The organism is Devosia alba, assembly GCF_039938915.1.
Taxonomy (GTDB): domain Bacteria; phylum Pseudomonadota; class Alphaproteobacteria; order Rhizobiales; family Devosiaceae; genus Devosia; species Devosia alba.
This window is the reverse complement of sequence record NZ_JBDUUI010000007.1, coordinates 97553-111023: the sequence shown is the minus strand read 5'-3', so window position 1 is coordinate 111023 and position 13471 is coordinate 97553. Positions and strand designations below refer to the sequence as shown.

The window sequence follows — 13471 nt, the reverse complement described above, 5'->3', positions numbered from 1 at the left end:
CCAGCCTCCCCCTGAAGAAGGGGGAGCAACCGTTCAGGTCGCGTGGCGTGATGGTGTCTAATCCCGGATATGTCCCTCCCCTTCAGGGGGAGGTTAGGTGGGGATTCCGGCGTCACCCCAATCTCTTCAGCGCTTCGGCGATATGCTGACGTCGTTCCACCGCTGCTTCGCGCCGGGCCTTCTGCTCCTCGATCACCTCTTCAGGTGCCTTGGCAACGAACTGCTCATTGCCCAGTTTCTTGTCGATCTGGGCGACTTCGCCGTCGAGCTTGCTCACTTCCTTGGCGAGGCGGAGCTTCTCGGTGGGAATATCGATGAACTCGGCCAGCGGCAGCGCCCAGGTGGCTTCGCCGACCACGAACTGGGCCGACTCACCGGGCACGTCGGCCTGCGGGGTAATCTCCTCGAGCCGGGCCAGCCGGGTGATCAGCGCGGTGCCGGCCACCAGACGCCGCAGCGTCGTTTCATTGGCGCCAACCACCACCAGCGAGAGCTTGGCGCTGGCCGGCACGTTCATTTCGCTGCGCACCGAGCGGACATTGGTGATCACATCGATCAGCCAGGTCAGGTCGGCATCGGCTTCGGCGTCTTCGAGACCGGCCAGATCGGGCCATTCGGTCAGGATCAGCATGGATTGGCGCGGCGAGCCGAATTTGCCGGTCTCGGCCCACAGCTCTTCGGTGACGAAAGGCATAAAGGGGTGCAGGATGGTCAGGATCTGGTCGAGCGCCCAGGCGGCAGTGGCGCGGGTTTCGGCCTTGGCGGCCTCATCCTCACCCATGAAGACGGGCTTGGCGAACTCGACATACCAGTCGCAAAAGGTGCCCCAAACGAAATCATAGGCCGAATTGGCGGCTTCGTTGAACTTGTAGTCGAGGATGCCCTGGGTGACCGCGGCCGCGCCGCGCGCCGTGGCCCCGACGATCCAGCGATTGAGCGGCAGCGTGTTGGCTTTGGGATCGTAACCCTCGACCCGGCGGCACTCGTTCATTTCAAGGAACCGGGCGGCGTTCCAGATCTTGGTGACGAAGTTGCGATAGCCTTCCACCCGACTCATCGACAGCTTGATGTCGCGCCCCTGCGCGGCCATCGCCGCCAGCGTGAAGCGCGTGGCGTCGGCACCGTACTGGTCGATAAGCTCAAGCGGATCGATAACGTTCCCCTTGGTCTTGCTCATCTTCTGGCCCTTTTCGTCGCGGACCAGGGCATGCATGTAGACCGTGTGGAACGGCTCTTCCTTGAGAAATTCGAGCCCCATCATCATCATCCGGGCGACCCAGAAGAAGATGATGTCAAAGCCGGTGACCAGCACATCGGTGGGATAGTAGCGGCGCAGCTCTTCGGTATCGTCCGGCCAGCCCAGGGTGGAGAACGGCCAGAGCGCGGAGGAGAACCAGGTGTCGAGCACGTCTTCGTCGCGCTTGAGCGCGACAGCATTGCCGTAGTGCGCAGTGGCAAGCGCCTGCGCCTCGGCTTCGTCATAGGCAACGAAGGCCTCGTTATCGGGGCCGTACCAGGCCGGAATCTGGTGGCCCCACCAGAGCTGGCGCGAGATGCACCACGGCTTGATGTTTTCCAGCCAGGCAAAATAGGTGTTTTCATATTGCTGGGGCACGAACTTGGTGCGGCCTTCGCGGACGGCGGCCATGGCTGGCTGCGCCAGCACGTCGGCCTTGACCCACCACTGGTCGGTCAGGAACGGCTCGATGACGACGAGTTTGCTCTTCTCGTCATGCGGCACCATGATCTTCTTGTCCTCGATGTGATCGAGGCCGCGGGCCGGGTCTTCCTCGGCAAGCGCGGTCAGCCTGGCGACGATCACCTTGCGCGCTTCAAAGCGGTCGAGGCCGCGCAGGTCGCCGGGGATGAACTCGGCCGAACTGATCGCGCCACTCGTGGTGAAGACGTTGATCTGCTCGAGATTGTTGCGCATGCCGACTTCAAAATCGTTGAAATCGTGCGCGGGCGTGATCTTGACCGCGCCAGTGCCTAGCGCAGGATCGGCATAGTCGTCGGCCACGATGGGGATGCGGCGGCCCACCAGCGGCAGCTCGACAAACTTCCCGACCAGCGACGTATAGCGCTCGTCTTCGGGATGCACGGCGATGCCGCTATCGCCCAGCATGGTTTCCGGACGGGTGGTGGCAACGATGATGTAGTCGCGGGTTTCCCACTCGGTAGGCTTGCCGTCCTCGTCATGGGCAATCGGGAACTGGTAGGTCACGCCATCGGCGAGCGGATAGCGCAGGTGCCACATATGGCCCCTGATCTCGATGTTTTCGACTTCGAGGTCGGAAATGGCAGTTTCCAGCCCCGGATGCCAGTTCACCAGCCGCTTGGCGCGATAGATCAGGCCGCGCTGATGCAGTTCGACGAACACCTTGGTGACGGCGCGGACCATCTGGTCATTGGCGACCCCGTTTTCGCCCATGGTGAAGCGTTCGCGCGAGAAGTCAGCCGAAGCGCCCAGGCGCTTGAGCTGGTGCATGATGGTGCCGCCGCTTTCGGCCTTCCAGTCCCAGATGCGCTCGACGAACTTTTCGCGGCCCATATCGCGCCGGCCCGGCTGCTGGCGCTCCTGCAACTGGCGCTCAACGATCATCTGGGTGGCAATGCCGGCATGATCCATGCCGGGCTGCCAGAGCACGTCCTTTTTCAGCATGCGGTTGAAACGGACCAGGATGTCCTGAATGGTGTTGTTGAGCGCGTGGCCAATATGCAGCGAGCCGGTAACGTTGGGCGGCGGGATGACAATGGTGAAGGTCTCGGCCCCGGGCGCAGCCCCGGCCCCGGCAGCAAAGGCGTTGGCCTTGAGCCAGTCGGCGTAAACGCGGGATTCGACGGCGCCGGGCTCATAGGACTTTTCAAGCATTTTGTGACTCGCAACAACGGCAACCCGCCAGGTGAACATGGCAGGTCGGGAAAGGGCTGGGCAGACTTCAAGCAAATACGCGATGCGCGGTCAACATTTCCGCGCATGCCAGAAGCCTGGAGATGTCAGATGAGGCTACTCGCCACGCGAAGCGCGCGCGATTTCCTGCTCCACCATGCGCTCAACGACCGCCGGCAGGTTTTCGTCGAGCCATTCCTTGAGCATGGGCCGCAGCATGTCGCGCAATAGCGACTCGATGGTGGCGCTGGCATTGCCCAATCCAAGCCCGTTGAGCTTGGTCATCGAACTGCGCACGGCCGCCTGGGTGGTGGGCTCAAGCAATTGCGCAGCCATGTCGCTGGACAGACTTGCATCCGGCATTGGCGCGGCTTGGGCGATGGATGGCTGGGGGCGCGCCGCAGCCATGTCTGCACCGGCATCGAATGCCGGTTCTGCTGCTGGTTCGGGGTTAAACTCGACGCTGTCGAGGTCCGCTCCAGGATTGAACTCGGGCATGGCGAGATCGGCGTCGTCCACGGGCTTGGGGGCCGCAGCCACGGCCTTCGGCTTGGCGGCAACGGGCTCAGGCGGGAGCGCGCGCTGCACCGGTGGATCGAAGGAAGGGAGATCATCGTCGTCATCAGCGGGCGTGGCGGCAAAGCTGATATCTTCAGGATCGACCAGACTGGCCGGCGCATCGTCATCAACCGGCGTATCGGCGAGAATGGAATCAAAGCTGAATCCGCCGATATCATCGTCTTCATCGACAATCTGGGAGGGACTCAGGGCCAGAGGCTCAATATCGTCGAGCATGTCGCTGAGGTCACGATCGGCGGTCTCGCCTGCTGGAGCGGCGGGTGTGGCTTCCATTGGATCGGTGGCAGCCAGGCTGGCGGCACGGCGCGGAACCCCTGCGGCATCATCGTCCGCAATGATCTGTCGAATGGAAGACAGGATCTCGTCCATCGAGGGTTCTTTGTGGGCCGGCTTGTTCATAGGTGCCTCATACTCATGCGCTCGAACCGGAAAAACGGCCTCCGCCAACGCGGCCAAACCCTGATTCGTCAACAACACCTTAGACCGGACAGACAATCTTAGGAATTCCGCACACCATCAAACACATGGTCTTCCACTAAAACTTGTGGCCGGACGAGGCCCGGCCACAATACTCAGCGATAGGCCAGGGTTTATTCGGTGACGCTGCGCAGTTCGGCCCAGACATCATCGACGGCCTGGGTATAGCGGACCGCCGACTTGATCTGAACATTCAGCCCCAGATCGGCTGCGGTCAGGTGGCCCATGGCGGCCAGCAGCGAGAAGGTGGCAATCACCTTGTTGGACGAGGCATTGATCAGGGTTTCACGCGCCGTGGTCAGTTCGGCCTGGGCATTGAGCACATCGAGCGTGGTGCGCGTTCCCAGATCGCGTTCCTGGATGACACCATCGACGACGGTCCGGCCGGCCTTGACGGCAGAATTGGCCGCCACGATCTGGGCATCGGCGCTCTGAATTCCGGCCCAGGCAGAAATCACCGATTCGCGAATCTGGTCATAGGCAGACATGGCGTCGACCTCGGACTTGATCTGCTCGATATTGGCCTTGCGCACACTGGCGCCGATGGCGCCGCCGGCATAGATGGGCACACTGATCTGGAAGCCCAGCGTACCGCTGAGCCCATCGGTTGGCGCGCTGGATGGGCCCGTCGTCTTGCTGCCAACCGATCCGTTGATCGTGGCCTTGGGCCCGAACTCCGCCTTGGCGCCATCGCTGGTTGCCTGGGCAGCGCGGATGGCGGCCTTGGACATCAAGATGGCGGGATGGCCCACTTCAGCCTCGGCAATGGCCGTTGGCAGCGAATGGGGAATCAAGCGCGCAAAATTGTGCCCGGGTTCGAGGTTTTGCGGCGCGGCGCCGACATAACGCTGGAATGTGGCCTGACTGATCTCAAGATTGCTGAGGGCGGCGCGATAGGCGGCGTCCCCCTGCGCCAGGCGGGCTTCGGCCTGTGCCACGTCGATCCGCGTACCCTCGCCAACCTCAAGCCGATCGCGCGAGGACTGCAGCTGCGCCGAGTAGAAGCTGCTGTTTTCCTGCCGGAGCGCCACGAGCTGGCGCCCGCTATAGACCGCCATATAGGCCTGCACCACGGCGAGCAGTACGGTCTGCTCGGTATTGCGGATCTGGTATTCGGCCAGGTCAGCACCGGCGCGGGCGGCCTCGATCTGCGCCTCGGTCTTGTAATTGTCGAAAATCGTCTGGTTGTAGGACAGTCCCGTCGTCAGCGACGTGCTGTCGTTGAAATTGCTGTTGATAATGCTCCAATTATAATTGCCGCTGAGCGAGGCGCCGATGGTGGGTCGCTTGCCCGCCTCGGCCAGCGCGATGTTTTCTGCCGAGGCCTTGGCATTGAGCAGTGCCGCCTGCAGATCCGGAGCGTGGTCATAGGCAGTGGTCAGTGCTTGCGCGATTGATTGCGCCTGTGCACCGCCCACCGCAACAGCACTCACCGCCAGGGCCAGCACACTTGCGACCAATTTCGCGCGAAAACTCATGGTCTGCCTCTTCCAATTACCCTCAAATTGTATGCGCGGCATTGAGGGTTCACAAGCTGCCGCAACCGTCTTGACGACGATGGTGTACGATTTGTTGCGCACATTGGTATTGCGGCAACATTACAAGACTGTCACCCGACCATGGACATGGCCCGGCATCAGAAAACAAATTCAGCGACCGGTGGCTCCTGATTGAGCAGCGGCAGGCTGAGGTCGAACTCAGCGCGCCCGGTAATGGTCTTGCCCGTCCTGACAAAGACATGGGCAACGGCCACGCCGTCCGTGGGAAGCACCGCAATCAGACGCCCGCCCGGCTTGAGCGCGCCAAGCATCGCCTCGGGCACGCTATCAAGGGCGCCTTGCACAAAGATGACATCAAATTTGGAACCGCCCAGTGCAGCGATATCGCCGACACGTATGGTGGCGTTGGCAATACCGAGATCCGTGAGCGTTGCCGCAGCGCGCGCAGCCAGATCGGCATCGGCCTCAAGGCCGACAACCGAGCTGGCCAATCCCGCAATCACCGCTGTGCCATAGCCCGTCGCCGCACCAATCTCGAGCACCGCTTCGTCCGACGTGATGGCCGCCAGCTGCAACAGCTTGGCCAGCTTGGCCGGCGCCATGATGAACCGGCGCTTGGCGCCCTGGCCGAGCCAATGGAGATCATCACTATAGGCGACTGACTGCCGATCGGCCGGCACGAAGCGCTCGCGCGGCAGGAGGGCCATCCGGGCCAGCAAGGCGGGTTCGGTGACACCACGGGTGCGGATCTGATTGTCGACCATGGTAGCGCGCAGCTGTTCGAATTGTTCCATACCTGTCGCCCGCCCAAACCCGATCATATGCTGGACGTGAGTATCCCCACCCCGACCAGCTTGGCAAGTCGGTATAACAGGATGCGACGAAATGAGCGCGTTGCGGCAATGGCATCAAGCCGCACTGGCCTCTGACAGCGCCGTGAAGCGACGGTTCCTCAGTGCCCATCCACGCGACCACAACGCCGGCAAAGCGGCGCAGAGTCTGGGGCAAGAATGCTCGCTGGAAATTGGAGGCCACGTCCGGAATTGAACCGGAGTACGCGGATTTGCAATCCGCTGCGTAACCACTCCGCCACGTGGCCTCACGAAAGCTGTACCTATTGGACAGCAAGACCTTATGCAAGAGGCAGGAAGACCTTATGCAAGAGGTAGGCCAACGGAGGATGAACTTTCTGAAACTGTCAGGGGCATTGCTGGAGCTATTCTCTGAAATCGGTTCGCCACCTGTGCTTGGCTTCAGACGGCCAGAGCGCCCTGCCCTGCAAAATGCGACCGCCGGTCCGAATGGCTCAAATGGGCCGGTAGCGGACCGACGGCTTGTGGCATTGCTGCTGGCATAACCGCCACTTGAAATTGCGGTGCGGGACCTTGGAAGCCAGATCCGAACAGCAAAGGCTCGCACTGGCTTCTCGCTTTGGCCTGCGCCTAGTGACTGATCATCCACGGCCGGGCTGCGGGGAAGCTCTTGGACCCATCGGGCCGCACCAGGGTCGATCGGCCCTTTTTCCCGCCATCGCTGCAACACGAACAGCCCGGACCATGCGCCGAGCCGCCCCGCTTTGGCTCGTGCCGCGCCCTTTCGTTGGTGGAATGGGCCGTGCGCCGCGCGGGGTCCATGCCGGCGATGTAGGGAACGCTGAGGAAAGCCCGCGCCGCGGGCTCCCCACAGTCGGGACAGGCGCAGGGTTCGGCGGAGCGCGCCATGGGTCGCATGACGGTGAACGTCCCGCAATCTTGGCATTGAAAGTCGTAAACTGCCATCGGTTCCTCCTACAGATCGGGGGCGATAGGCATGTCGATGGAGCCATTGAGATGCTTGGTGGGACCATCGGAGCCCGGCATGATGTCGAACTCGAAAATGTCGGTAGGCAGCCAGAGCGTGGCGCAGGCATTGGGGATGTCGACGACGCCCGAGATGTGGCCCTGCACTGGCGCCGTGCCCAGGATCGAATAGGCCTGGGCGCCGGAATAGCCGAATTTCTTGAGATACTCGATTGCGTTGAGGCAGGCCTGGCGATAGGCGGTCGTGACGTCGAGGTATTGCTGCGTGCCGCTCTCGTCGACCGAGATCCCCTCAAAGATCAGGTAATCGTCATATTTCGGTGCCATCGGCGACGGCCGGAAGATCGGGTTCTTGATCCCGTATTTGCTCATCCCGTCCTTGAGCAGCGTCACGCGGATATGCAGCCAGCCGGCCATTTCGATGGCGCCGCAGAAAGTGATTTCGCCATCGCCCTGGCTGAAATGCAGGTCGCCCATGGAAAGACCCGCCCCATCGACATAGACCGGGAAGTAGACCTTCGAGCCGCGCGACAGGTCCTTGATGTCGCAGTTGCCGCCATGCTCGCGCGGCGGCACGGTGCGGGCGCCCGTCGAGGCGGCGGCGTTGAAGGCGTCGCCCTTGAGCGAACCCATATGGGCAGCCTTGGTGTCGGGCAGAGTCGCCAGCGCCGGCACGCGGTCGGGATCGGTGTCGAACAGCTTCTTTTCGCGCGTGTTCCACATATCGAGCATCTTGTGATCGGGCAGGCAGCCGATCAGGCCCGGATGGATGAGGCCAGCATATTTGACGCCCGGTACGTGGCGTGACTCGGTGAACATGCCCTTGAAATCCCAGATGGACTTCTGTGCGGTGGGGAAATGCTTGTCGAGGAAGCCGCCGCCATTGTTGACCGAGAAGAAGCCGTTGAAGCCCCAGAGCGAGCTTTCGAAGGCTCCGATATCGAGGATATCGACGACCAGCAGGTCACCCGGCTGGGCGCCCTTGACCCCGATCGGGCCCGACAGGAAATGCACCTGCTTGAGGTCGACATCGCGCACGTCGGCGGCGCTGTCGTCATTCTTGATCTGGCCGCCGGTCCAGTCATAGGTCTCGATCTTGAAATCGTCGCCCGGCTCAACCCAACAGGCCATCGGGATGTCGGGGTGCCAGCGATTGTGGATCTTCTCGTTGGTGTAGGGGCTCTCGTTGAGATCGACCTTGATCAGCGTATCGGTCATTTACTGTCCTCTTTGGGAGTTGGAGAAGCGGCTAGACGGAAAGGAAGGACGAGACCTTGGCCTCGTCGATGCCCGCGCGGGGGCTTTCATGGACGAACTCGCCATTTTCGATCACCAGCACGCGGTCGGCGATATCGAGGGCAAAGCTCAGCACCTGTTCGGAGACGACGATGGATAGGCCCTTCTCGTCGCGTATGCGGCGCAGGGTGCGGGCCATTTCCTTGATGATGGAGGGCTGGATGCCCTCGGTGGGCTCGTCGAGCAGCAGCACCTTGGGGCGCGAGGCAAGGGCCCGGGCGATGGCCAGCTGCTGCTGCCCACCCGACAGGTTGCCGCCGCGGCGACTTTTCATCTCGAGCAACACGGGGAACAGCTCATAGAGATCGCCGGGCACCTGGCTCTCGCCGGTCACGGTGAGGCCGGTCTCGATATTTTCCTGCACCGTCATTGTCGAAAAGATCATCCGGCCCTGCGGCACGTAGGAGAGGCCAGACTTGACGCGGGAAAAGCTCTCCTGCGCTTCAATCTCCTTGCCAGCAATGGAGATGGTGCCGCTGCGCGAGGGCACAATGCCCATCAGCGACTTCATCAGCGTGGTCTTGCCCATGCCGTTGCGGCCCATGATGGCGACGATTTCGCCGGGCGCGACATCGAGCGTGACACCGTGGATGACCTCGCTCTGGCCGTAGGAAACGTGCAGGTTGTCGATTGCGAGCATGGGCGCCTCCTAGTGGCCGAGATAGACTTCGATGACTTTGGGATCGTGCTGCACGTGGTCCATCGACCCTTCGGACAGGACCTTGCCCTGGTGCAGCACCGTGACCCGGTGCGCGATGTCCTCGACGAACTTCATGTCGTGCTCGATGACGACCACGGAGTGATGCTTGATGATGGTGTGCAGGAGCTCAGCAGTCTTGACGCGTTCGGCGACGCTCATGCCGGCCACCGGCTCATCCAGCATCAAGAGCTCGGGCTTCTGGATCAGCAGCATGCCGATCTCGAGCCATTGCTTCTGCCCGTGGCTGAGGATGGCGGCTTCGGTATCGAGGTGATCCTTGAGAAAGATCATCTCGGCGATCTGCTCGACCCGGTCGATCACCTCGCTATCGCGCCGGAAGGCGAGAGCGCCCCAGACACTCTTGCCGCGCGGATAGGAGATTTCGAGATTCTCGAACACCGTCAGGTCGTCATAGATTGAGGGGTTCTGGAATTTCCGCCCCACCCCGGCATGGACGATCTGGTGCTCCTTGAGTTGGGTCAGCTCCTTGCCGCGGAAGCGGATGGAGCCTGAGGTGGCTTTGGTGCGGCCGCAGATCAGGTCCAGGACGGTGGTCTTGCCGGCGCCATTGGGGCCGATGATGACGCGGATCTCGTTCTCGTCGACATAGAAGGACAGGTCATTGACCGCCTTGAAGCCATCAAAGGAGACCGTCAGCCCCTCCACTGCGAGCAGGAAGTCCCGGGATGCGGTTTCGGTATCGAATGTCATGGCGGTCTCCTATTCCGCAGCGGCTTCGGACGCGGCAGGCGTCACGGCTGGCAGGGGGCGCAGGCGGTTGAAAAGGCGCGGCAATAACGGCTCGACATGGCTCTTCCAGATGCCGGCCAGACCATTGGGGAACGCCATGACCACGGCGATGAACAGCCCGCCCATGGCAAACAGCCAGAGTTCGGGAAAGCTCTCTGAGAATGCGGTCTTGGCGTAGCTGACCAGCAGGGCCCCATAGGCCGCGCCGAAGATCGACTGCCGGCCACCAACTGCGCAGAAGATCACCATCTCGATCGAGGGTACGATGCCCACGAAGGACGGGGACATGAAGCCGACCTGAAGGGCGAACATGGCGCCGCCGATGGCCGAGAAGGCCGCGGCCAGGCAGAAGACGAAGATCTTGAAGTTGGCCACATCATAGCCCGAGAATCGCACGCGATCCTCCTTGTCGCGCATGGCGATGAGGATGCGGCCCAGCTTGGAGCGTTTGACGACAATGGCGATCAGCATGACGCCGAGCAGCAGCACCGCATTGACGAAATAGAGGATCAGCTTGGCGCTGTCGGTGCGAATGTCCCAGCCCAGCAGGGTGCGCAGGTCGGTCATGCCATTGATGCCGCCGGTATAGCCCTGCTGCCCGACGATCAGGATGGTGAGGATGGCGGCGACCGCCTGGGTGATGATGGCGAAATAGACGCCGCCCACCCGGCGTTTGAACATGGCCGCGCCGATGAGATAGGCGAAGGCCGTCGGCACCAGCAGGATGGCGATCAGCGCCAGCGGGAAGGAGTTGAACGGCATCCACCACCAGGGCAGTTCGGTGACCTGGTTCCAGTCCATGAAATCGGGAATGCCGGGGGTGGACTGGATGGCGGTGTTTTCGGGCGAGGAAGCCTCAAGCTTCAAGAACATCGCCATGCAATAGCCGCCCAGCCCGAAGAAGATGCCCTGGCCCAGGCTCAAAATGCCGCCATAGCCCCAGCAGAGGACCAGTCCCACCGCCACGAAGGCATAGGTGAGGTATTTGCCCACGAGGTTGAGGCGGAAGATGTCGAGTGCCAGCGGGAATACGGCGAGGATCAGGACGGCCAGGACCGCGAAAGCGATGGCGTCGTGCCGGGGGAAGCGGGTGATCGATGCTGCAGGCATGGCTGCGTTCCTTTCAGCGACGGATCTTGAGGGTGAACAGGCCCTGCGGGCGCAGCATCAGGATGCCGACCACGGTGAGGAGGGTAAGGACCTTGGCCATGGAGCCCGAGAGGAAGAATTCCATCGTCGACTGGGCCTGGCTGATGGCAAAGGCCGAGGCGATGGTGCCGATCAGGCTCCCGGCGCCGCCAAACACCACGACGAGGAACGTGTCCACGATATAGAGCTGGCCGGCCGTCGGCCCAGTCGAGCCGATCATGGTGAAAGCCGAGCCGGCGATGCCGGCAATGCCGCAGCCGAGCCCGAAGGTCATGCGGTCGACGCGCTTGGTGTCGATGCCGACGGCGCCGGCCATGACGCGGTTCTGCGTCACCGCCCGCACCTGCTTGCCCCAGCGCGACTTGTACATCAGCAGGGCCACGGCGGTGGCGATGATTGTGGTCAGCGCCATGAGAAACAGCCCGTTGATCGGCACTTCGATGATGTCGGTCAACGGCAGCGAGCCCATCAACCAGTCGGGCAGGCTCACGCCCACTTCGCGCGCCCCGAACACTGAACGATAGGTCTGCTGCAGGATGAGGCTCAGGCCCCAGGTGGCGAGCAAGGTGTCGAGCGGGCGGCGATAGAGGTGCCGGATCATCGCCCATTCGACGAACACGCCCAGGGTAAAACTGGCGCAGAAGGCCAGCGCCATGGCGATGAAAAAGTAGATGGGAAACAAGGCGGGCGCGAAGCTGGTGACGAAGAGGCTGACGCCCCATGTGACATAGGCGCCCAGGATCATGAACTCGCCATGGGCCATGTTGATGACGCCCATCTGGCCGAAGATGATGGCGAGGCCGAGCGCCATCAGCACGAACACTGAAAACAAGATCAGCCCGGCGAAGCCCTGCATCGCCAGGATCGAAAAGAACTGATCGTAGGTGTAATCACCGATCATCGGAGCCTCGCATCGGGTGGAGGAATGGAGGCGGCTTCACAAGGAAGCCGCCAGTTTGGGTCGGAGAAATCGGAGCTTATTGGTAACCTTCCGGGAATGGATCGGGCTCCATCAGGTCGGCGGTCTCGTAGACCACGTCATACTGGCCATCGAGACGAGCATGGCCGATGCGAAGCTTGCTCCACAGGTGATGGTTCTCGTGGACCTTGACGTAGCCCTCGGGGGCCGTGGTCAGCTCGATATCGGGCGAGGCCTCGCGCACCTTGTCGACGTCGAAGCTGCCGGCCTTTTCCACCGCGGCCTTCCACAGCCAGGGCCCCAGATAGGCTGCCTGCGTCACGTCGCCGATGACAATGCCATCGCCCCAGCGGGCTTTGAAGGCCTCGACGAAGGCCTTGTTGTTGTCGTTTTCGAGTGACTGGAAGTACTTCATGGCCGCATAGGCGCCCACGATGTTTTCGCCGCCGATGCCCAGGATCTCGTCTTCCGTGACCGAAATGGTCAGCAGAAGCGGCGCTTCCTTGGTCAAGTCGATACCGGCAGCATTGAGCTGCTTATAGAAGGCCACGTTGGAGCCGCCCACGACGATGGCATAGATCACGTCCGGCTTGGTCAGCTTGATCTTGTTGATGACCGAATTGAACTGGGTGTGTTCGAGCGGGTAATATTCCTCGCCGACAACCTTGAGCCCCTTCATCTCGATATGCTTGCGGGCAATCTTGTTGGAGGTGCGCGGCCAGATATAGTCCGAACCGAGCAGGTAGAAGCTCTTGGCCCCTTTCGTGTCGACTACCCAGTCGATGCCGGCAAGGATCTGCTGGGTCGCTTCCTGGCCTGTATAGATGACGTTGGGGCTCTCCTCGAGGCCTTCATAGAAGGTCGGGTAGTAGAGCATGCCGTTGTACTGCTCGAACACCGGCAGTACCGCCTTGCGCGAGGCCGAGGTCCAGCACCCCATGACCGAGGCGACCTTGTCCTGCACCAGCAGCTTCTTGGCCTTCTCGGCAAAGGTCGGCCAGTCGGACGCGCCATCTTCCTGGATATACTTGATCTGCCGGCCGAGCACGCCGCCCAGGGCGTTGATCTGCTCGATGGCGAGGATTTCCGCCTGCACCGACCCGGTTTCCGAAATCGCCATCGTGCCGGTGACCGAATGCAGGATGCCGACGGTCACTTCGGTGTCTGTGATGGCCAGGCCGGTGGTGTTGACCGCGGCGGTAGAGGTGTCCTGGGCGAAAACTCGGCTGCTGCCGAGCATGCCGAGCGCCGGAATTGTTGCCATTGCCGCCAGCAGTTTGCGGCGATTGAGAGAGTACGGGCCTTTGGCCGGAATATCGTCAGTCATTGGATCTGCCCTGTCCTTGCTTTGCCTCGGCTGCAGCGGAACCGCGTGCAACTGGTTACGGATTAGGCATTTTAAGAACTTGCCTC

11 protein-coding genes and 1 tRNA gene are annotated in these 13471 nt (G+C 61.9%); all 12 read right to left on the bottom strand.

All coding sequences use genetic code 11. The annotated features are described in order from the left end of the window. Positions 1 to 112: 112 nt before the first annotated feature. The 12 genes from ABFY71_RS11965 to urtA all read right to left on the bottom strand — a co-directional run bounded on the left by ABFY71_RS11965 (position 113) and on the right by urtA (position 13385). Positions 113 to 2872 carry a valine--tRNA ligase gene (locus ABFY71_RS11965; RefSeq protein WP_347946216.1) on the bottom strand — a complete coding sequence of 920 codons (2760 nt, stop codon included), beginning with the start codon at positions 2870 to 2872 and terminating at the stop codon, positions 113 to 115. 135 nt (positions 2873 to 3007) lie between these two features. After that, positions 3008 to 3868: a PopZ family protein gene (locus ABFY71_RS11960; protein WP_347946215.1), complete on the bottom strand. Its 861-nt coding sequence runs from the start codon at positions 3866 to 3868 to the stop codon at positions 3008 to 3010. Between the two features lie 191 nt (positions 3869 to 4059). Further along, a complete protein-coding gene (locus tag ABFY71_RS11955; RefSeq protein ID WP_347946214.1) occupies positions 4060 to 5424 on the bottom strand; it encodes a TolC family outer membrane protein in 1365 nt (454 codons plus the stop codon). Positions 5425 to 5582: 158 nt separating this feature from the next. Beyond that, positions 5583 to 6239, bottom strand: a complete 657-nt coding sequence (locus ABFY71_RS11950) for a protein-L-isoaspartate O-methyltransferase family protein (protein ID WP_347946213.1) — start codon at positions 6237 to 6239, stop codon at positions 5583 to 5585. A 231-nt stretch (positions 6240 to 6470) separates the two neighbouring features. Further along, positions 6471 to 6544 (bottom strand) — tRNA-Cys (locus ABFY71_RS11945). 343 nt (positions 6545 to 6887) lie between these two features. Then, on the bottom strand, positions 6888 to 7223 hold the full coding sequence (locus ABFY71_RS11940; protein ID WP_347946212.1) for an FmdB family zinc ribbon protein: 336 nt from the start codon (positions 7221 to 7223) through the stop codon (positions 6888 to 6890). A 9-nt stretch (positions 7224 to 7232) separates the two neighbouring features. Next, the gene (gene fmdA / locus ABFY71_RS11935; protein ID WP_347946211.1) at positions 7233 to 8462 is read right to left on the bottom strand and encodes a formamidase; all 1230 of its coding nucleotides are present in this window, start codon (positions 8460 to 8462) and stop codon (positions 7233 to 7235) included. Positions 8463 to 8493: 31 nt separating this feature from the next. Then, on the bottom strand, positions 8494 to 9180 hold the full coding sequence (urtE, locus tag ABFY71_RS11930) for an urea ABC transporter ATP-binding subunit UrtE (protein ID WP_347946210.1): 687 nt from the start codon (positions 9178 to 9180) through the stop codon (positions 8494 to 8496). A 9-nt stretch (positions 9181 to 9189) separates the two neighbouring features. Further along, a complete protein-coding gene (urtD, locus tag ABFY71_RS11925) occupies positions 9190 to 9951 on the bottom strand; it encodes an urea ABC transporter ATP-binding protein UrtD (RefSeq protein WP_347946209.1) in 762 nt (253 codons plus the stop codon). 9 nt (positions 9952 to 9960) lie between these two features. Beyond that, a complete protein-coding gene (urtC, locus tag ABFY71_RS11920; RefSeq protein WP_347946208.1) occupies positions 9961 to 11100 on the bottom strand; it encodes an urea ABC transporter permease subunit UrtC in 1140 nt (379 codons plus the stop codon). Between the two features lie 13 nt (positions 11101 to 11113). Then, complete coding sequence (urtB, locus tag ABFY71_RS11915; protein WP_347946206.1) at positions 11114 to 12040, bottom strand: urea ABC transporter permease subunit UrtB; 927 nt, start codon at positions 12038 to 12040, stop codon at positions 11114 to 11116. Between the two features lie 76 nt (positions 12041 to 12116). Further along, positions 12117 to 13385: an urea ABC transporter substrate-binding protein gene (gene urtA / locus ABFY71_RS11910; protein ID WP_347946205.1), complete on the bottom strand. Its 1269-nt coding sequence runs from the start codon at positions 13383 to 13385 to the stop codon at positions 12117 to 12119. Between the last annotated feature and the right edge of the window lie 86 nt (positions 13386 to 13471).

Coding starts and splice junctions, on each gene's coding strand:
- ABFY71_RS11965 (WP_347946216.1), bottom strand. CDS start 2,872: ATGCTTGAAAAGTCCTATGAGCCCGGCGCCGTCGAATCCCGCGTTTAC.
- ABFY71_RS11960 (WP_347946215.1), bottom strand. CDS start 3,868: ATGAACAAGCCGGCCCACAAAGAACCCTCGATGGACGAGATCCTGTCT.
- ABFY71_RS11955 (WP_347946214.1), bottom strand. CDS start 5,424: ATGAGTTTTCGCGCGAAATTGGTCGCAAGTGTGCTGGCCCTGGCGGTG.
- ABFY71_RS11950 (WP_347946213.1), bottom strand. CDS start 6,239: ATGGAACAATTCGAACAGCTGCGCGCTACCATGGTCGACAATCAGATC.
- ABFY71_RS11940 (WP_347946212.1), bottom strand. CDS start 7,223: ATGGCAGTTTACGACTTTCAATGCCAAGATTGCGGGACGTTCACCGTC.
- fmdA (WP_347946211.1), bottom strand. CDS start 8,462: ATGACCGATACGCTGATCAAGGTCGATCTCAACGAGAGCCCCTACACC.
- urtE (WP_347946210.1), bottom strand. CDS start 9,180: ATGCTCGCAATCGACAACCTGCACGTTTCCTACGGCCAGAGCGAGGTC.
- urtD (WP_347946209.1), bottom strand. CDS start 9,951: ATGACATTCGATACCGAAACCGCATCCCGGGACTTCCTGCTCGCAGTG.
- urtC (WP_347946208.1), bottom strand. CDS start 11,100: ATGCCTGCAGCATCGATCACCCGCTTCCCCCGGCACGACGCCATCGCT.
- urtB (WP_347946206.1), bottom strand. CDS start 12,040: ATGATCGGTGATTACACCTACGATCAGTTCTTTTCGATCCTGGCGATG.
- urtA (WP_347946205.1), bottom strand. CDS start 13,385: ATGACTGACGATATTCCGGCCAAAGGCCCGTACTCTCTCAATCGCCGC.